Source organism: Blastococcus sp. SYSU DS0617 (assembly GCF_054051075.1).
In genome coordinates, this window is sequence record NZ_JBJHAO010000025.1 from 1 (window position 1) to 18,183 (window position 18,183).

The window sequence follows — 18,183 nt, forward strand, 5'->3', positions numbered from 1 at the left end:
CGCACGGCCGCGACGACCACCGCACCCGCCCCCACCCCCCCCCCCCCCCCCCCCCCCCCGCCCCCCGGCCCCCCCCCCGCCCCCCCCCCGTACCGGTGCTCATCCGCGCCACCGTCGGCATCGAGGCGCACACCCACGAGTTCATCGCCACGGCGCACGAGGACCAGAAGTTCGGGTTCTCGCTCGCGACCGGCGACGCCCTCACGGCGGCGGTGCGCGTCATCCGCGAGCCGGCGCTGCGGCTGGCCGGCCTGCACAGCCACATCGGCTCGCAGATCTTCGACACCGCCGGCTTCGAGGCGGCCGCGCACCGGGTGGTCGGCCTGCTCGGTCAGATCCACCAGGCCACCGGGGAGCTGCTGGGGGAGCTGAACCTCGGTGGCGGCTTCGGCATCGCCTACCTCCCCGAGGACGACCCGGTCAGCCCCGGGGACGTCGCCGCCAAGCTGCGCACCGTCGTCGCCGCGGAGTGCGCGGCCCTCGGGCTTCCGGTGCCGCGGCTGGCCGTCGAGCCGGGCCGGGCGATCGCCGGTCCCGGCACGGTCACCCTGTACGAGATCGGCACCATCAAGCCCGTCCGGCTCGGGTCGGGCGGCGCCCCCGGGACCGGGGCGGGTGGGGGAGTCAACGTGCGCAACTACGTGTCGGTCGACGGCGGGATGAGCGACAACATCCGCACCGCGCTCTACGACGCGAGCTACACCTGCGTGCTGGCCAACCGCACCTCGGACGCTCCGCCGGCCCTGTGCCGCGTCGTGGGCAAGCACTGCGAGAGCGGCGACATCCTGGTGCGCGACCTCTGGCTGCCCTCCGACGTCGCCCCGGGCGACCTGCTCGCCGTCGCCGCCACCGGTGCCTACTGCTGGTCGATGGCGAGCAACTACAACTACCTGCTCAAGCCGCCGGTGGTCGCCGTCCGGGATGCCGTGGCCACCGAGATCGTGCGGCGTCAGACACTGTCGGACGTGTTCGCCCTCGACGCCGTCCTCGCCGACGTGCCCGCGCCGTCCGTCGCACCGTCCCAGCCGGCCCCCGAGCACGCCGCCGGAGCCCGCTCGTGAGCGCGCCGCTGCGCGTCGCGCTGCTCGGCTGCGGCACGGTGGGCAGTGCCGTCCTGCGGCTCATCGGCGACCAGGCCGGTGACCTCACCGCCCGCATCGGCCGGCCGATCGAGGTCGCCGGCATCGCCGTCCGCCGTCCCGCGCACCACCCCGACGTGCCCCAGCACCTGCTGACCACCGACGCCGACGCACTCGTGCGCCGCGACGACGTCGACCTCGTCGTCGAGGTCATCGGGGGCATCGAGCCGGCTCGCAGCCTCATGTACGCCGCGTTCGAGGCGGGCAAGTCGGTCGTCAGCGCGAACAAGGCGCTGCTGGCCGAGGACGGACCCGGGCTGCACGCGGCCGCCGCCAAGGCGGGCGTCGACCTCTACTACGAGGCCGCCGTCGCCGGTGCGATCCCGCTGCTGCGGCCGCTGCGCGAGTCGCTCGCGGGCGACCAGCTGCGCCGGGTCGTCGGCATCGTCAACGGGACCACGAACTACATCCTCTCCCGCATGGCCGAGACCGGCGCCGGCTTCACCGAGGCGCTCGCCGAGGCCACCGAGCTCGGGTACGCCGAGGCCGACCCGACCGCCGATGTCGACGGCTTCGACGCCGCGGCGAAGGCGGCCATCCTGGCCTCGCTGGCCTTCCACACGCCGGTGTCGTCGGCCGACGTGCACCGCGAGGGCATCTCCGCCGTCTCGGCCACCGACGTCGCCCGCGCCGCCGAGATCGGCTGCACGGTGAAGCTCCTGGCGATCTGCGAGCGGGTGCCCAACGGTGACGGAGACTCCGTGGCCGTCCGCGTGCACCCGGCGATGATCCCCACGACCCACCCGCTGGCATCGGTCGGCGGCGCGTTCAACGCCGTCTTCGTCGAGGCCGAGGCCGCCGGGCAGCTGATGTTCTACGGCCAGGGCGCCGGCGGGGAGCCCACCGCGAGCGCCGTCCTCGGCGACCTCGTGGCGGTGGCCCGCAATCGGGTGGCCGGCGCCTCGGGTCAGGGGCCGACCGGCTACGCCGACCTCGCCGTCCGCCCCATGGCCGAGACCCCCACCCGGTACCACGTCAGCCTCGACGTGGCGGACAAGCCCGGTGTGCTGGCGGCCGTCGCGCAGGAGTTCGCACGGCAGGACGTGAGCATCTCCACCGTCCGCCAGACCGGCCGCGGCGACGCCGCCACGCTGGTCATCGTCACGCACAGCGCGCCCGACGCGGCGCTGTCCGCCACCATCGCCGCGCTGCGGGACATGCCCGCGGTCCGTGGCGTCACCAGCGTCCTGCGCGTGGAGGGTCTGTCATGAGCGTCTCGAAGGCACAGGTGTCCCCGGGCTGGCCGGGGCTGATCGAGGCCTACCGGTCGCGGCTGCCCGTCAGCGACACCACGCCCGTCGTCACCCTGCACGAGGGCGCCACCCCGCTGGTGCACGCCCGGGAGCTGAGCAGCCGCACCGGCTGCGAGGTCTACCTCAAGGTCGAGGGCGCGAACCCGACGGGCTCGTTCAAGGACCGCGGCATGACGATGGCCATCACCAAGGCCGTCGAGGAGGGTGCGAAGGCGGTCATCTGCGCCTCCACCGGCAACACCAGCGCCAGTGCCGCCGCCTACGCCGCCCGCGCCGGCATCACCTGCGCCGTGCTCGTGCCCCAGGGCAAGATCGCCATGGGCAAGCTGGCGCAGGCGCTGGTGCACGGCGCCCAGCTGCTGCAGGTCGAGGGCAACTTCGACGACTGCCTCGCACTGGCCAGCAAGCTCGCCATCGACTACCCGGTGAGCCTGGTCAACAGCGTCAACCAGTACCGCATCGAGGGTCAGAAGACGGCGTCGTTCGAGATCGTCGACGTGCTCGGGGACGCCCCGGACATCCACTGCCTGCCGGTCGGCAACGCCGGCAACATCACCGCCTACTGGCAGGGCTACCGCGAGTACGCGGCCGACGGCACGGCCACCTCCACGCCGAGGATGTGGGGATTCCAGGCCGCCGGCGCCGCCCCGATCGTCAACGGTGCCGTGGTGGAGAACCCGAGCACGATCGCGACCGCGATCCGGATCGGCAACCCGGCGTCCTGGACCAAGGCGCTGGCCGCCCGCGACGAGTCCGGCGGGCGGATCGACGCCGTCACCGACCGCGCCATCCTCTCGGCCTACCGGCTGCTGGCCCGCACGGAAGCCGTCTTCGTCGAGCCCGCGTCCGCGGCGTCGGTGGCCGGGCTGCTCCAGGTGCACGCCGCCGGTGAGCTCGAGCCCGGTCAGCGGATCGTCTGCACGGTCACGGGCAACGGCCTCAAGGACCCCGAGTGGGCCATCTCCGGGGCGCCGGCGCCCATCACCATCCCGGTCGATGCGGCGGCGGCCGCAGCGCAGCTCGGCCTGTGAGCGTCCTGGACCCCGATCGGGTCTCGGTGCGCGTCCCGGCGACCAGCGCCAACCTCGGTCCGGCGTTCGACTGCGCCGGTCTGGCCCTGGCGCAGCACGACCTGCTCGAGTTCTCCGTCCGCCCCGACGGCCTCGCCGTGGACATCGTCGGCGTGGGCGCCGGTGAACTGCCCACGGACGAGTCGCACCTGGTGGTGCGCGCCTTCCGGGCGGCCTGCGCCGAGCTCGGCTGGACGCCGTCCGGCCTGCACGTGTCGGCGCGCAACGCCATCCCGCAGGGGAGGGGCATGGGCTCCTCGGCCGCCGCGGTGGTGGCCGGGGTGCTGGCCGCCTGGGCGCTGTGCCCGGACGTCGGCACCGTCGACGGGAACGCCGTGCTGCGGCTGACCACCGAGCTGGAGGGGCACCCCGACAACGTCGCGGCCTGCCTGCTCGGCGGCCTGACGCTGTCCTGGACGGGGGAGCGCGGGGTCGGCGCCGACAGCCTGCCGGTGCACGAGAGCGTGCTCCCGGTGGTCCTGGTCCCGGACGCGACGCTCTCGACGGAGGTGGCCCGCGGGCTGCTCCCGGACCTCGTGCCGCACGCCGACGCCGCCTTCAACGCGGGGCGGTCCGCGCTGCTCGTGCACGCGCTGACCTCGGGCGGCCTGCTGCTCGAGGCCACCGAGGACCGGCTGCACCAGCGGCAGCGCACCGCGGCGATGCCCGCGTCGCTGGACCTGGTCGACCGGCTGCGGGCGGCGGGGCACGCCGCCGTCGTCTCCGGCGCCGGGCCGTCGGTGCTGGTGCTCGGCCGTCGCAGCGTGGTCACCGCGGACGGGCGTCCCGGTGACCAGGACGTGCGGGCCATCGCGGAACTCGTGCCCGAGGGGTGGACGGTCCTGCCGCTGGACGTCGATCCCGCCGGGGCGCACGTCGACCGCCCGATGAGCCAGGTATCGTCTCGATAACGAGGAACACGCTGGAAACGACCGGTGTTGTCCTGTCCGTGAGCCGGCGTCTAGGCTCACGGCGTAGCCGCCCACTCGGGCGAGCCTCGCGTGGGGCCGAAGCCGACGATTCCGCCGCTGATCCGCCCCACATTTCGACCCGCTCCTTCTCGTGCCCCCGCTTCATGCCCGGGTCCACAGGGAGCGGTGCACCCCCTGCGCTGGAACGCGCAGGTCACCGCAGGGAAGGACCTGTACGTGAGCGAAAGCACCGACCTCGCCATGACCGGCGCGCCCGACGCCGCCGACACGAGCGAGGCACCCGCCGCTCCTGAGACGGCGGGCCGCGCCCGGCGCCGCGGCACCGGCCTGTCCGGGATGCTGCTGCCCGAGCTGCAGCGCCTGGCCGCCGAGCTGGGCATCTCCGGCACGGGACGCATGCGCAAGGGCGACCTCGTCGCCGCCATCTCCGCCCGCCAGGTCGGCGGTGAGTCCGCCGCCCCGGCGCCGCGCAGCGAGGGCCAGGACGACGGCGCCGACCGTGCGCGCGGCGTGGCCGCCACGGCCGCGCCCCTCGAGGCGCCCGTCAGCGGCGGCGCCAACGGCGGTCCCCTCACCACGACCGACGCCGAGGCCCGGCCCCCGCGTGCCCGTCGCGGCGCCAGCCGCCCCGCCGGGTCCCCGACCGCCGAGGCGGCGCCGTCACCGGCCGCCGAAGGTGACCGTCCCGGCAGCGAGACCCGCGCGGCCGACGTCGACACCGCGCCGGCCGACACCGCGTCGGCCGACACCGCGTCGGCCGACACCGGTTCCCGGGACGGCGAGCAGTCCGACGGCGAGCGCGACGGCGACCGTCCGCAGCGCAACCGCGACCGGAACCGCAACCGCGGCGACCGCGAGAACAACCGCGACCGCGAGAACAACCGCGACGGCGGCAGCCGCGAGGGCGGGGACCGCGCCGAGCGCGGTGACCGTCCCGAGCGCGCCACCCGCGACGGGAACGACCGCACCGAGCGGGGCGACCGCACCGAGCGGGGCGACCGTCCCGAGCGGGGCAACCGCGACGGCAGCGACCGGGGCGACCGCCCCGAGCGCGGCAACCGGGACGGCAACCGCGGCCCCGACCGTGGGGACCGCACCGAGCGCGACGGCCGCCCGGGCAACCGCACCGACAACCGCAACGACGGTGGTCGCGGTCCCAGCGCCACCGACGAGGACGACGACGACTTCGAGGGTGGCCGCGGCCGCCGCGGACGTCGCTACCGCGACCGGAACAAGCGTGGCGCTGCCGTGGGCGGTCGCGACCGCTTCGACCAGGGCGAGCCGACGATCAGCGAGGACGACGTCCTGCTGCCCGTCGCCGGCATCCTCGACGTGCTCGACAACTACGCGTTCGTGCGCACGTCGGGCTACCTCACCGGTCCGAACGACGTCTACGTGTCGCTGTCGCAGGTGCGCCGCTACGGCCTGCGCCGCGGTGACGCGATCACCGGCGCCGTCCGCCAGCCCCGCGAGGGCGAGCGCAAGGACAAGTACAACGCGCTGGTCCGGCTGGACACCGTCAACGGGCTGGACCCGGAGCAGGCGAAGAACCGCCCCGAGTTCACCAAGCTGACGCCGCTCTACCCGCAGGACCGCCTGCGGCTGGAGACCGAGCCGCATCTGCTCACCACGCGGGTCATCGACCTGGTCATGCCGATCGGCAAGGGGCAGCGGGCGCTGATCGTCTCGCCGCCCAAGGCCGGCAAGACGATGGTGCTGCAGTCGCTGGCCAACGCCATCACGACGAACAACCCCGAGTGCCACCTCATGGTGGTCCTCGTCGACGAGCGGCCCGAAGAGGTCACCGACATGCAGCGCTCGGTGAAGGGCGAGGTCATCGCCTCGACCTTCGACCGGCCGCCGTCGGACCACACCACGGTCGCCGAGCTGTCCATCGAGCGGGCCAAGCGCCTGGTCGAGATGGGCCACGACGTCGTCGTGCTGCTGGACTCGATCACCCGCCTGGGCCGCGCCTACAACCTGGCGGCCCCCGCCAGCGGGCGCATCCTCTCCGGTGGTGTCGACTCCACGGCGCTCTACCCGCCCAAGCGCTTCCTGGGTGCTGCCCGCAACATCGAGAACGGCGGGTCGCTCACGATCATCGCCTCGGCGCTGGTCGAGACCGGCTCCACGATGGACACGGTCATCTTCGAGGAGTTCAAGGGCACCGGGAACGCCGAGATCAAGCTGGACCGCCGGCTGGCGGACAAGCGGGTCTTCCCGGCCGTCGACGTCAACGCGTCGGGCACGCGCAAGGAGGAGATCCTCATGTCGCCCGACGAGCTGGCCATCGTGATCAAGCTGCGCCGGGTCCTCGGCGCGCTGGAGCCCCAGCAGGCGCTGGAACTGCTCCTCGACAAGTTGAAGAAGACCCGCAACAACGTCGAGTTCCTCATGCAGATCCAGAAGACGACGCTGGGCCCCGGCCAGGAGTAGCAGGGGGCCCCGGCCGGCCGGTCTCCCGATCTGGGAGACTGGTCGACCGAGCCCCGCCGGCTCGCCGGAAATAGCCCTCCGGTCCCCGGCGTTCACAGCACTGGACGACACAGACTTCGTAGAAGAGGCGCAGCCATGAAGCCCGACATCCACCCGGCCTACAACGTCACCACGGTGACCTGCGGCTGCGGCAACACCTTCACCACCCGCAGCACCTCGCCGACCGGTCAGCTGACCGTCGAGACCTGCTCCGCCTGCCACCCCTTCTACACCGGCAAGCAGCGCATCCTCGACACCGGTGGCCGCGTGGCCCGCTTCGAGAAGCGGTTCGGCAAGCGCGTCGCGGCCGGCGCCGAGACCGCCGACAAGTAGCACGTCCGACGGCGCCCGTCCCACCTCTCGGTGGGGCGGGCGCCGTCGTCATGTCCGGACCCGACCGCACCGAGGAGTGACCCCGTGAGCAGCCCCGCACCCGACCGGCTGGCGGGCCTGCTCGCCGAGCACGCGTCGCTGGAGCAGGAGCTCGCCGACCCGGCGGTGCACGGCGACCAGGCCCGCGCCCGCCGGCTGAGCCGCCGCTACGCCCGGCTGGCTCCGCTCGTGGAGACCGCCCGCGCCCTCGACGAGGCCCGCGGAGACCTCGGCACCGCCCGGGAGCTCGCCGCCGAGGACGCCTCCTTCGCCGCCGAGGCGACCGCTCTCGAGCGCCGGATCGAGGAGCTCACCGGCCGGCTGAACGAGGAGCTGCTGCCCAAGGACCCCGACGACGACAAGGACGTCATCCTCGAGATCAAGGCAGGGGAGGGCGGCGCGGAGTCGGCGCTGTTCGCCGGCGACCTGCTGCGGATGTACCTGCGGTACGCCGAGCGCCGCGGCTGGTCCACCGAGGTGCTCGACGCCCAGGACGCCGAGCTGGGTGGCTACAAGGACGTGGCGGTCGCGATCAAGTCGCGCACGGACGAGGGCATCTGGTCCCGGCTGAAGTTCGAGGGCGGCGTCCACCGGGTCCAGCGCGTGCCGGCCACCGAGAGCCAGGGCCGCATCCACACCTCGGCGGCCGGCGTCCTGGTGCTGCCGGAGGCCGAGGAGGTCGACGTGACCGTCGACCCGAACGACCTGCGCATCGACGTCTTCCGCTCCTCCGGGCCGGGCGGGCAGAGCGTGAACACCACCGACTCCGCCGTCCGCATCACCCACCTGCCCAGCGGGATCGTCGTGAGCTCGCAGAACGAGAAGAGCCAGCTGCAGAACCGGGAGTCGGCGCTGCGCGTGCTGCGCTCCCGGCTGCTCGCCGCCGCCCGTGACGAGGCCGCGGCGACCGCCAGTGACCAGCGGCGCAGCCAGGTCCGCACCGTCGACCGCAGCGAGCGCGTACGCACGTACAACTTCCCGGAGAACCGGATCTCCGACCACCGGGTCGGCTACAAGTCGCACAACCTCGACCAGGTGCTCGACGGCGACCTCGACGCGGTGATCGACGCGCTGAGCAGCGCGCACACCGCCGAGCTGCTGGCGGCCGGGTCCTAGGGGTGGGGCGGTCGGGATGAACTGCAGGACGCTCCTGGCCGATGCGGCCCGGCGGCTCGCCGAGGCCGGCGTCGAGTCACCCCGGGTGGACGCCGAGCTGCTGCTGGCGCACGTGGTCGGCCGCCCGCGCGCCGGGCTGCTCACGCTCGACGACGTCGCCGACGAGGACGCCGCCCGGTTCGCCGGCCTGCTGGAGCAGCGGGCCGACCGGGTACCCCTGCAGCACCTGACGGGCCGGGCCCCGTTCCGGCAGCTGGAGCTGGCGGTCGGCCCTGGGGTGTTCGTCCCGCGCCCGGAGACCGAGCTGCTGGTCGAGTGGGCGCTGGAGCAGCTGGCCGGGCTGGACGGGCCGATCGTCGTGGACCTCGGCAGCGGGTCGGGCGCCATCGCGCTGTCGATGGCGCACGAGCACCCGGGCGCACGGGTGACCGCGGTCGAGCGCGACCCCGGGGCGCTGGCCTGGACGCGGCACAACGCGCTGACGCGGGCCGGGGCGCGGGACACCCCGGTGGGCGTCGTCGCCGGTGACATGACCGACGCGGGCCTGCTCCCCGAGCTCGACGGGCGGGTCGACGTGGTCGTGTCCAACCCGCCCTACGTGCCCGACGGCGCCCGGGTCCCGCGGGAGGTGGCTGACCACGACCCGCCCCTGGCGCTGTGGGGCGGGCCGGACGGCCTCGACGTCGTGCGCGGCATGCTCGACGTCGCCGCCCGGCTGCTGCGTCCGGGCGGCCGGCTGGGCATCGAGCACGCCGACCAGCAGGGGACGGCGTTGCCGGCGGTCGTCCGGTCGCACGGCGCCTTCACCGAGGTGGCCGACCACCCCGACCTCGCCGGCCGGCCGAGGTTCACGACGGCTCGCCGCGGCTGACAGGAGGACCGGTGACGGAACCACAGACCGGACTGCTCGCGAACCGGTACCGCCTGGGGGCGCTGATCGCCGGTGGCGGCATGGGCCAGGTCTGGCGCGGCCGCGACACGCTCCTCGACCGCCCTGTCGCGGTCAAGGTGCTCCGCGACCAGTTCGCCGCCGACCCGGCATTCCGCACCCGCTTCCGGGCGGAGGCCCAGCACGCCGCGACGCTCACCCACCCGCACATCGCCGCGGTGTTCGACTACGGCGAGCTGCCGGGGTCGCCCGGCACCCCGCCGGTGGCCTACCTGGTGATGGAGCTGGTCGAGGGCGAGTCCCTGGCCGACGTGCTCCGCCGCGAGGGCCACCTCGACGTGTCGCGCACCCTCGACGTGCTGCGGCAGGCCGCGGACGGGCTCGGCGCCGCCCACGCCGCGGGCGTCGTGCACCGCGACATCAAGCCGGCCAACCTGCTGGTCGGTCGCGACGGCCGGGTGAAGCTCACCGACTTCGGCATCGCCCGCTCGGCCGCCAGCGTCGCGATCACCGCCACGGGGCAGGTGCTCGGTACCGCGCACTACCTGTCCCCGGAGCAGGCCTCCGGTCGGCCGGCGAGCCCCGCGAGCGACGTCTACGCCCTCGGTGCCGTCGGCTACGAGTGCCTCACCGGTCGGCGGGCGTTCGAGGGGGAGAGCGCGGTCCAGATCGCGGTCATGCAGATCCGCGAGCAGCCCGACCCGCTGCCGGCGGCGGTCCCGCCCGCGGTGCGGGCGCTGGTGGAGCGGGCCATGGCCAAGGACCCTGCCGTCCGCTTCCCGGACGGGGCGGCGCTGCGCGACGGGGTCGACGCCGTCCTCGCCGGGCGGAACGCCTCGGCACTGCCGGCGACGGCGGTCCTGCCCGCCGTCGCGGCAGGGGCAACGGCGCCGACCGCCGTCGTGCCCGTCGCACGCCGCCGGAGGTGGCCGGTCGCCATCCTGCTGGCCTTGCTGCTGGTCGCCGCCGGTGCGGGTCTCCTCGCCGCCGTTCGCCCCGACGACTCCTCGTCCACGGCGGGGCCGGAGTCGGAGGGGACGGCCGGCCCGAGCGCGCCCGCGGGCGTGGACGTCGTGGCCGAGGAGCTGATCGGCCGGCCGGTCCAGGAGGTGCAGGCCGGGCTGATCGGACGCGGCCTCCGGGTCGAGCTCGTCGCCGTCGAGACGGCGCAGGTGCCGGCCGGCCAGGTCACCGCCGTGGAGCCCGCCGGTCTCCTGCCGCCCGACACGCTCGTCCGGCTCAGCTACGCCGTACCTCCGGTACCGGCGCCCGAGCCGGTCCCCGCCCCGGCCCCCGCTCCTGCACCCGTGGAGGGCGGCAACGGGAACCAGGGGAACGGCAACGGGAACGAGGGCAACCAGGGCAACGGCAACCGGAACGGCGGCAACGGCAACGGCGGCAACGGCAACGGCGGCAACCAGGGCAACGGGAACCAGGACAGCGACGAGCGCGGGAACGAGGACGAGCGCGACGACGACGGGGACGGCGACGACGGCGACGAGGACTGAGCCCGGGCGCCGCCCGGCGTTCCGCGGGCCGGTGACAGACTTCCTCCCCGTGGCCGATCTCTACGACTGCTCCGACCCCGACGTGCGCGCGGCCGGTCTCGATGCCGCCGCGGCCGCCATCGGCCGGGGCGAGCTGGTCCTGCTGCCCACGGACACCGTCTACGGCGTGGCCGCCGACGCGTTCAGCCCGGATGCGGTCACCGCGCTGCTCACCGCCAAGAACCGCGGCCGCGCGATGCCGGTGCCGGTGCTGATCGGCGAGGCCTCCACCCTGGCCGGGCTGGTCCTGCAGACCCCGCCCGCGGCCACCGCGCTCGCCCAGGCGTTCTGGCCCGGCGGGCTGACCCTGGTCGTGGAGCACGCGCCGTCGCTGGCCTGGGACCTGGGCGACGCCGAGGGGACGGTCGCCGTCCGGCTGCCCGACGACGAGCTGACCCGTGACCTGCTCCGGCGCACCGGCCCGCTGGCGGTGTCGAGCGCCAACCGCTCGGGACGCCCGGCCGCCACCAGCGCGCAGGAGGCGGCGGCCCAGCTGGGCGAGCACGCCGCGGTGATCCTCGACGGCGGGCCCCGCGCCGAGTCCGCGCCCAGCACCATCGTCGACTGCACGGGCCCCGCGCCACGGGTCCTGCGGGTCGGCGCGATCCCGGTCGACCGGCTCCGGGACGCCGTCGCCGACCTGACTGATTGACGAGTGCCGGGGGGAGCCGTCCTGTGGGGGTCGTGCTCCGTCGCGGGGGCCGGAGGACCCCCGACGGGGCGCGACGGCAGGGCTCGTCGCAGGAGGGGCACGGCACGTGGTCGCGGTGCGACGCGGAGCGTCGCCATGTTCTAGCGCTACCGTGGGACGACCGCCGCGGCGCCCAGAGGCGTCGCGGCACGACGACGTCCGGGAGGGCGGCTGGATGAGCAGGCCTGCTCCTCGGACCCGTCCCGAGCCGATCCCCGCCGGCTGAGCCGATGCGCGAGTACGCCGTCGTCATGCTCACCGCCGCGCTGGTCACCTTCCTGACCACGCCGGTGGTGCGGAAGCTCGCCGTCCGCTTCCGGATGATGGCCGCGCCGCGGGAACGCGACGTGCACTCCATCCCCACGCCCCGCGGGGGCGGCGTGGCCATGTACCTGGGCGTGGTCACGGCGGTGCTGGTGGCCAGCCGGCTGCCGGCGCTGCAGCGCACCTTCGACGACACCCAGACCTACGCGGTCCTGGTGGGCGGCGGCCTGATCTGCGCTCTGGGCGTGCTGGACGACAAGTGGGGTCTGGACGCCCTGACGAAACTCACGGGCCAGATCGCCGCCGCGGGCCTGATGGGCCTGCTGGGCGTCCAGCTGTCGATCCTGTTCCTGCCGGTGGCCGACATCGGCACGATCTCGCTCGGGCCCGACGTCGGCCTGCCGCTGACCATCCTGCTGACCGTGCTGGTCGTCAACGCGCTGAACTTCATCGACGGCCTGGACGGCCTGGCGGCGGGCGTCTCGGCGATCGCGGCGCTGGCCTTCTTCGCCTACAGCTACCACCTGGGCCTGGTCGGGTACGACGACGTGGCGAGCGCGCCGGCGCTGATCACCGCCGTGCTGGCCGGCGCTTGCCTGGGGTTCCTGCCGCACAACTTCAGCCCGGCGCGCATCTTCATGGGCGACTCCGGCTCGATGATGGTCGGGCTGATGCTCTCGGCCGCGGCGGTCACGGCGACCGGGGGAGTGGACCCGCAGTCGTTCGACTCCGCGGCCACCCTGCTGCCGCTCACGCTGCCCCTGCTCGTGCCGGTGGCGGTGCTCTTCATCCCCTTCATCGACCTGGTGATGGCGGTCGTGCGCCGCACCCGGCAGGGCCGTTCACCGTTCGCCCCGGACAAGATGCACCTGCACCACCGGCTGCTGTCGATCGGTCACTCGCACCGGCGGGCCGTGCTGGTCATGTACTTCTGGGCCGCGCTGCTGTCCTTCGGTGCGGTCGCCCTGTCCATCACCGGCGGAACCGCGGAGCTGCTGGTCGCCATCGCGGTGCTCCTGGTCGTGGGGCTCGTCGTCGTCCTCAGCCCGCGGGCCCGCCGCGCCGCCCGCGAGGCGCGGGCGGCCGAACTCGCGGCACAACGCCAGCGCAGCCGGGCCGACCACCCGACCGCCCGGGCGGTGCGGGCCCGCGGCAGCGAGACGCGCGCCGGCCGGGCCGCCGCCCGCAGCGCCCGCAAGACCGACGCCCCGGAGGTCGTCCGATGAGCACCGGCAGCACCGCCCGCCCGGTACCCGCACGCAGCTCAGCGCCCTGGGACGTGTCGTTCCTCCGCGTCGGGACGTTGCTCACCCTGGCCGTCGCCGCGGTCGCCGCGCTGGTCGCGGGCCTGGTCGCCGGCTGGGAGCACGCTGCCGCGATCGGGCTGTCCGCCGTCATCGTGACGGCGTTCTTCGCGGTGTCGGGCCTGGCGGTCGCCTTCGCGGGACGCATCGGGGACACCCTGACCCTGCCGGCGGCGCTGCTCGCCTTCTTCGTCAAGGCCATCGTCCTGTTCGCCGTCCTGGACGCGCTGCCCGCCGACGGGTGGCTCGACCGGCGCACCGTGGCGTGGGCCGTCGTCGTCGGCGCACTGCTCTGGAGCGGCATCCAGCTCCGCTGGGTGTGGACCCGTCAGATCTTCTACGTGCCCCCGCCCGTGCCCCCGTCGGGGTCGTCCGACCAGGTGGTTGCCCGGGAGCCGGGCAGCACCGGAAAGGCCGGCTGATAGTGTCCGATCCGATGGCCGAGGACACCTCCGGAGACGGAGGCGCTCGACCACGCCCTGCGAGTCCAGCCCGTCAGCCCAGTGGGGCCGACATGGGATGGTCGGTCACCGGGACGCTCCTCTCCGGGATGGCCGTGTGGGGTGGGGCCGGGTGGCTGCTCGACCGGTGGTTGGACGTTCGCCTGTTCGCCCCGATCGGCATCATCCTCGGCATGGCGGTAGCCATCTACGTGGTCGTCGTCAAGTACGGAGCCGCCGATCCACTCCCCGGATCGCGGAGCAGCCACACCCCGGGCGGGCGAGGTAGCCGGTCCAGGACGCAGAAAGGACAACGGTGACCTCCAGCGCCCACGCGCTCGGCGACGTCCTCGCCGTGGAGAGCGACCCCGGCGGCGGGTTCACGCCCCCCGGCATCGGGGAGTTCTTCCCCGAGGTGCTCTGGAGCCCCTCGGTGCTCGGCATCGAGTTCGAGATCACCCGCATCACGCTGCTGCTCTGGATCGCGACCGCAGCGGTGGTCGCCTTCCTGATCGCCACCGTGCGCAGCCCGCAGATCGTGCCGGGCAAGATGCAGTTCCTCGGTGAGTCGGGCTACTCGTTCGTCCGCGACGGCATCGCCCGCGACGTCGTCGGCCCGAAGGGCATCCCGTTCGCGCCCTTCCTGGCCGCGCTCTTCTTCTTCATCCTGGCGAACAACCTGATGGCGATCATCCCGTTCGCCCAGATCTCGCCGATGTCGAAGTTCGCCTTCCCGCTGGTCCTCGCGCTCATCTGCTGGGTCGTCTACATCGCGGTCGGCATCAGGAACCAGGGTGCGTGGCCGTACTTCCGCGACATCATGTTCCTGCCCGGCGTCCCCAAGCCGATGTACATCCTGATCACGCCGCTGGAGCTGCTGCAGAACTTCGTCGTCCGGCCGTTCACCCTGGCGATCCGACTCTTCGCCAACATGTTCGCCGGCCACATGCTGCTGGTGACGTTCTCCCTGGGCGCGGTCTACCTGCTGCAGGTGGGCAACTTCTCGGCCGTCTTCGGCCCGATCTCGGCGCTCATGGCGATCGTGATGACGTTCTTCGAGCTGCTGGTCATCTTCCTGCAGGCCTACGTCTTCACCATGCTGATGGGCACGTACCTCAACGGTTCGGTCGAGGCCGCGCACTGAGCTGACCCCGGTGGCCGCTCGGCCGCCCCACGCACTGCACCACCGCACCACACCGCACCACCGCACGACCCCGCCAGCCGCCCGGTGACCGCCGGGCGACGACACAGGAGGAACACCCCGCAATGATCGAGGTTCTCGCAGAGCTCGAAGGCAGCATCGGTTCGGTCGGCTACGGCATCGCCACGATCGGCCCGGGCATCGGTGTCGGTCTGGTGTGGGCCGCCTACATCCAGGCCACCGCCCGCCAGCCGGAGTCGGCCGGCCTCACCCGTACCTACGCCTTCCTGGGCTTCGCGCTCGCCGAGGCGCTGGCCCTGATCGGCTTCGTCGCCCCCCTCGTCTACGGCACCTGATCCGTACGCCTCCCGCGTACGGTCACCGATTCCAGACAGGGACGTTGAGAGCATGAGCATCCTGGCCGCTGAAGAACCGAGCGTCCTGGTCCCGCCCGTCGGCGAGATCATCATCGGTCTGATCGCCTTCGCGATCGTGCTGTTCGTGATGATCAAGTTCGTCGCGCCCCGCTTCGAGCAGGTCTTCCAGGCTCGTCGCGCGGCGATCGAGGGCGGCATCGAGCGCGCCGAGGCCATGCAGGCCGAAGCGAAGGCTGCGCTGGAGCAGTACCGCGCGCAGCTCGCCGAGGCGCGGAACGAGGCGGCGCAGATCCGTGACGCCGCGCGCGCCGAAGGGCAGCAGATCCTCGAGGAGCTGCGTACCCAGGCGCAGGCGGAGTCGGCCCGCATCGTCGCCCGTGGCGAGGAGCAGCTGACCGCCCAGCGGCAGCAGATCGTGCACGAGCTGCGCGGTCAGATCGGCACGCTGGCCGTCGACCTCGCCGGTCGCGTGGTCGGCGAGTCGCTGGCCGACGACGCCCGCCGCAGCGGCACCGTCGACCGCTTCCTCGCGGAGCTGGACGGCATGGCCGCGTCGGGTGACGGCCGGGGTGGCGCCGTCGTCGCGGGCGAGAGCAACCGCTGATGGAGGCATCCAGCCGGGCGGCGATGATCCAGGTGCGCGAGCGCCTGGAGCAGCTGACGCGTCCTGCCTCCGGCGTGCTCGAGCGGGCCAAGGACCGGATCACCGGCCAGCCCGCCCGCGCCGCCACCGGGCCGGAGCTGCTCTCGCTGGCCGACGAGCTGTTCGCGGTGTCGCGCGTGCTCACCGCGCAGCTGTCGCTGCGCAGGGCGATGGCCGACCCCGCGGGTAAGCCGGAGGAGCGGGCCCAGCTGGTGCAGCGCCTGTTCGCCTCGCAGCTGTCCTCGACCGCGCTGGACCTCGTGGAGACGATCGCCCGGCAGCGGTGGTCGCACCCGATCGACCTGGTCGACGCCACCGTCACCGTGGCCACCGAGGCGTCCCTGGACGCCGCGGACGCCCGCGGGGAGCTCGACGGCGTGGAGGACGAGCTGTTCCGGTTCGGCCGGATCGTCGCCGGCGACCGCGAGCTTGCCCGCATCCTCAGCGACCGCAAGGCGTCGGTGGAGGGCCGCTCGGCTCTGCTCGACCGGCTGCTGTCCGGCCGGGTCAGCCCGGTGACCGAGCAGCTGCTGCGCAACGTGCTGACCGGCGCGCACGTCGGCAGCGCCGAGAACGCGATCGAGCGCCTGTCCGAGGTGGCCAGCCGCCGCCGCGGACAGTCCGTGGCCCGTGTGACGACCGCGGTCCCGCTCACCCCGTCCCAGGAGCAGCGCCTCACGGAGGTGCTGGGCCGGCTCTACGGACGGGCCGTCGGACTCCAGGTGACCGTCGACCCCGACGTGCTGGGGGGCCTGGTCATCCAGGTCGGCGACGAGGTCATCGACGGCAGCATCGCCCACCGGCTGGAATCCGCCCGACGGCGGCTGGCCGGCTGACCGCCCGCTCCCACGACAACGACACGAACCCTGCAGGGAAGAGGACCAGAGCCATGGCCGAGCTGACGATCTCCGCGGACGAGATCCGCAGTGCCATCCAGAACTACGTCACCGAGTACCGGCCCGACGTCTCCCGCGAGGAGGTCGGCACGGTCACCGAGGCGGGTGACGGCATCGCCCGGGTCGAGGGCCTGCCCTCGGTCATGACCAACGAGCTGCTCGAGTTCGAGAGCGGCGTCCGCGGCCTGGCCCTGAACCTCGACGTCCGCGAGATCGGTGTGGTCGTCCTGGGCGACTTCGCCGGGATCGAGGAGGGTCAGCAGGTCCGCCGCACCGGCGAGGTGCTCTCCGTCGCGGTCGGCGACGGCTACCTCGGCCGCGTGGTCGACCCGCTGGGCAACCCGATCGACGGCGGCGGGCCGCTGGCCACCACGGGGCGCCGCGCCCTGGAGCTGCAGGCGCCCACCGTGGTGCAGCGCCAGTCGGTGCACGAGCCGCTGCAGACCGGCATCAAGGCCATCGACGCCATGACGCCGGTCGGCCGTGGCCAGCGCCAGCTGATCATCGGTGACCGCCAGACCGGCAAGACCGCCATCGCCATCGATGCGATCATCAACCAGAAGCAGGCCTGGGCCACCGGTGACCCGGCCCAGCAGGTGCGCTGCATCTACGTCGCCGTCGGCCAGAAGGGCTCGACGATCGCCTCGATCCGCTCGGCCCTCGAGGAGGCCGGCGCGATGGAGTACACGACCATCGTCGCCGCCCCGGCGTCGGAGGCCGCGGGCTTCAAGTACATCGCCCCCTACACCGGCTCGGCCATCGGGCAGCACTGGATGTACGAGGGCAAGCACGTCCTGATCGTCTTCGACGACCTGACCAAGCAGGCCGAGGCCTACCGCGCGGTGTCGCTGCTGCTGCGCCGTCCGCCGGGCCGCGAGGCCTACCCGGGCGACGTCTTCTACTTGCACTCCCGCCTGCTGGAGCGCTGCGCGAAGCTCTCCGACGACCTGGGTGCCGGTTCGATGACGGGTCTGCCGCTCATCGAGACCAAGGGCAACGACGTGTCGGCCTACATCCCGACCAACGTCATCTCCATCACCGACGGGCAGATCTTCCTCGAGACCGGTCTGTTCAACTCCGGTGTCCGCCCGGCCATCAACGTCGGCATCTCGGTGTCCCGCGTCGGCGGCTCGGCCCAGATCAAGGCGATGAAGTCCGTCGCCGGCCGGCTGCGCCTGGACCTGGCCCAGTTCCGCGAGCTCGAGGCGTTCTCCTCGTTCTCCTCGGACCTGGACGCCTCCAGCCGGGCCACGCTGGACCGCGGGCAGCGGCTCGTCGAGCTGCTCAAGCAGGGCCAGTACTCCCCGTTCTCGGTGGAGCGGCAGGTCGTCTCGCTGTGGCTGGGCACCACCGGCCACCTCGACCGGGTCCCTGTCTCCGACGTGCGCCGCTTCGAGGGCGAGTTCCTCGACTACATCGCGCGGGGCGACAACGGCATCCTCGACACGATCCGCTCCTCGAAGAAGCTCGAGGACGACACCGTGGCCGCTCTGGAGCGGGCCGTCGAGTCCTTCTACGGGCAGTTCACGACCTCCGACGGCGAGTCGCTCCTGGGCAACGAGCCCGAGGCCGAGGCCATGGACGCCTCGGAGCGGGGTCAGGAGCGCGTCCAGGTCAAGCGGGGCAGCTGACCG

Annotated in this window: 17 protein-coding genes; all 17 read left to right on the forward strand. The window is 73.5% G+C overall.

The window, feature by feature from the left end:
* Positions 1 to 95: 95 nt before the first annotated feature.
* The 17 genes from ACI793_RS18730 to atpA all read left to right on the forward strand — a co-directional run bounded on the left by ACI793_RS18730 (position 96) and on the right by atpA (position 18,180).
* The gene (locus tag ACI793_RS18730) at positions 96 to 1,061 is read left to right on the forward strand and encodes a diaminopimelate decarboxylase family protein (protein WP_456607889.1); all 966 of its coding nucleotides are present in this window, start codon (positions 96 to 98) and stop codon (positions 1,059 to 1,061) included.
* Positions 1,058 to 2,350 (forward strand): homoserine dehydrogenase, encoded by a 1,293-nt coding sequence (locus tag ACI793_RS18735; RefSeq protein WP_456607890.1) that lies wholly within the window; start codon positions 1,058 to 1,060, stop codon positions 2,348 to 2,350. Before ACI793_RS18730 ends, ACI793_RS18735 begins: the two co-directional genes overlap by 4 nt.
* Positions 2,347 to 3,423: a threonine synthase gene (gene thrC, locus ACI793_RS18740; RefSeq protein ID WP_456607891.1), complete on the forward strand. Its 1,077-nt coding sequence runs from the start codon at positions 2,347 to 2,349 to the stop codon at positions 3,421 to 3,423. Before ACI793_RS18735 ends, thrC begins: the two co-directional genes overlap by 4 nt.
* Positions 3,420 to 4,373, forward strand: a complete 954-nt coding sequence (gene thrB, locus ACI793_RS18745) for a homoserine kinase (RefSeq protein ID WP_456607892.1) — start codon at positions 3,420 to 3,422, stop codon at positions 4,371 to 4,373. The genes thrC and thrB overlap by 4 nt, the downstream gene beginning before the upstream one ends.
* Positions 4,374 to 4,610: 237 nt before the next feature.
* Complete coding sequence (rho, locus tag ACI793_RS18750) at positions 4,611 to 6,830, forward strand: transcription termination factor Rho (RefSeq protein ID WP_456607893.1); 2,220 nt, start codon at positions 4,611 to 4,613, stop codon at positions 6,828 to 6,830.
* Positions 6,831 to 6,965: 135 nt separating this feature from the next.
* Positions 6,966 to 7,202 (forward strand): 50S ribosomal protein L31, encoded by a 237-nt coding sequence (rpmE, locus tag ACI793_RS18755; protein ID WP_456607894.1) that lies wholly within the window; start codon positions 6,966 to 6,968, stop codon positions 7,200 to 7,202.
* A gap of 84 nt (positions 7,203 to 7,286) precedes the next feature.
* Positions 7,287 to 8,357 carry a peptide chain release factor 1 gene (gene prfA / locus ACI793_RS18760; protein ID WP_456607895.1) on the forward strand — a complete coding sequence of 357 codons (1,071 nt, stop codon included), beginning with the start codon at positions 7,287 to 7,289 and terminating at the stop codon, positions 8,355 to 8,357.
* A 16-nt stretch (positions 8,358 to 8,373) separates the two neighbouring features.
* Positions 8,374 to 9,228, forward strand: coding sequence for a peptide chain release factor N(5)-glutamine methyltransferase (gene prmC, locus ACI793_RS18765; protein WP_456607896.1), 855 nt, complete (start codon positions 8,374 to 8,376; stop codon positions 9,226 to 9,228).
* A gap of 11 nt (positions 9,229 to 9,239) precedes the next feature.
* Complete coding sequence (locus tag ACI793_RS18770; RefSeq protein WP_456607897.1) at positions 9,240 to 10,754, forward strand: protein kinase domain-containing protein; 1,515 nt, start codon at positions 9,240 to 9,242, stop codon at positions 10,752 to 10,754.
* Between the two features lie 49 nt (positions 10,755 to 10,803).
* Entirely contained in the window at positions 10,804 to 11,445 is a 642-nt protein-coding gene (locus ACI793_RS18775) for an L-threonylcarbamoyladenylate synthase (protein WP_456607898.1), read from the forward strand.
* A 269-nt stretch (positions 11,446 to 11,714) separates the two neighbouring features.
* Positions 11,715 to 12,974 carry a glycosyltransferase family 4 protein gene (locus tag ACI793_RS18780; RefSeq protein ID WP_456607899.1) on the forward strand — a complete coding sequence of 420 codons (1,260 nt, stop codon included), beginning with the start codon at positions 11,715 to 11,717 and terminating at the stop codon, positions 12,972 to 12,974.
* Entirely contained in the window at positions 12,971 to 13,474 is a 504-nt protein-coding gene (locus ACI793_RS18785; protein WP_456607900.1) for a hypothetical protein, read from the forward strand. Before ACI793_RS18780 ends, ACI793_RS18785 begins: the two co-directional genes overlap by 4 nt.
* Positions 13,475 to 13,808: 334 nt before the next feature.
* Positions 13,809 to 14,636 (forward strand): F0F1 ATP synthase subunit A, encoded by an 828-nt coding sequence (atpB, locus tag ACI793_RS18790; RefSeq protein WP_456607901.1) that lies wholly within the window; start codon positions 13,809 to 13,811, stop codon positions 14,634 to 14,636.
* A gap of 122 nt (positions 14,637 to 14,758) precedes the next feature.
* Positions 14,759 to 14,989 carry an ATP synthase F0 subunit C gene (gene atpE / locus ACI793_RS18795; protein ID WP_014377627.1) on the forward strand — a complete coding sequence of 77 codons (231 nt, stop codon included), beginning with the start codon at positions 14,759 to 14,761 and terminating at the stop codon, positions 14,987 to 14,989.
* A gap of 52 nt (positions 14,990 to 15,041) precedes the next feature.
* A complete protein-coding gene (locus ACI793_RS18800; protein WP_456607902.1) occupies positions 15,042 to 15,614 on the forward strand; it encodes a F0F1 ATP synthase subunit B in 573 nt (190 codons plus the stop codon).
* Positions 15,614 to 16,489: a F0F1 ATP synthase subunit delta gene (locus ACI793_RS18805; protein ID WP_456607903.1), complete on the forward strand. Its 876-nt coding sequence runs from the start codon at positions 15,614 to 15,616 to the stop codon at positions 16,487 to 16,489. The genes ACI793_RS18800 and ACI793_RS18805 overlap by 1 nt, the downstream gene beginning before the upstream one ends.
* Before the next feature lie 53 nt (positions 16,490 to 16,542).
* Complete coding sequence (gene atpA / locus ACI793_RS18810; RefSeq protein WP_456607904.1) at positions 16,543 to 18,180, forward strand: F0F1 ATP synthase subunit alpha; 1,638 nt, start codon at positions 16,543 to 16,545, stop codon at positions 18,178 to 18,180.
* Positions 18,181 to 18,183 lie beyond the last annotated feature (3 nt).

What these genes read in the sequence shown, in the direction of transcription:
- thrC (WP_456607891.1), top strand. Translation starts at nt 2,347, where the DNA reads ATGAGCGTCTCGAAGGCACAGGTGTCCCCGGGCTGGCCGGGGCTGATC.
- rpmE (WP_456607894.1), top strand. Translation starts at nt 6,966, where the DNA reads ATGAAGCCCGACATCCACCCGGCCTACAACGTCACCACGGTGACCTGC.
- prmC (WP_456607896.1), top strand. Translation starts at nt 8,374, where the DNA reads ATGAACTGCAGGACGCTCCTGGCCGATGCGGCCCGGCGGCTCGCCGAG.
- ACI793_RS18780 (WP_456607899.1), top strand. Translation starts at nt 11,715, where the DNA reads ATGCGCGAGTACGCCGTCGTCATGCTCACCGCCGCGCTGGTCACCTTC.
- ACI793_RS18785 (WP_456607900.1), top strand. Translation starts at nt 12,971, where the DNA reads ATGAGCACCGGCAGCACCGCCCGCCCGGTACCCGCACGCAGCTCAGCG.
- atpE (WP_014377627.1), top strand. Translation starts at nt 14,759, where the DNA reads ATGATCGAGGTTCTCGCAGAGCTCGAAGGCAGCATCGGTTCGGTCGGC.
- ACI793_RS18800 (WP_456607902.1), top strand. Translation starts at nt 15,042, where the DNA reads ATGAGCATCCTGGCCGCTGAAGAACCGAGCGTCCTGGTCCCGCCCGTC.
- ACI793_RS18805 (WP_456607903.1), top strand. Translation starts at nt 15,614, where the DNA reads ATGGAGGCATCCAGCCGGGCGGCGATGATCCAGGTGCGCGAGCGCCTG.
- atpA (WP_456607904.1), top strand. Translation starts at nt 16,543, where the DNA reads ATGGCCGAGCTGACGATCTCCGCGGACGAGATCCGCAGTGCCATCCAG.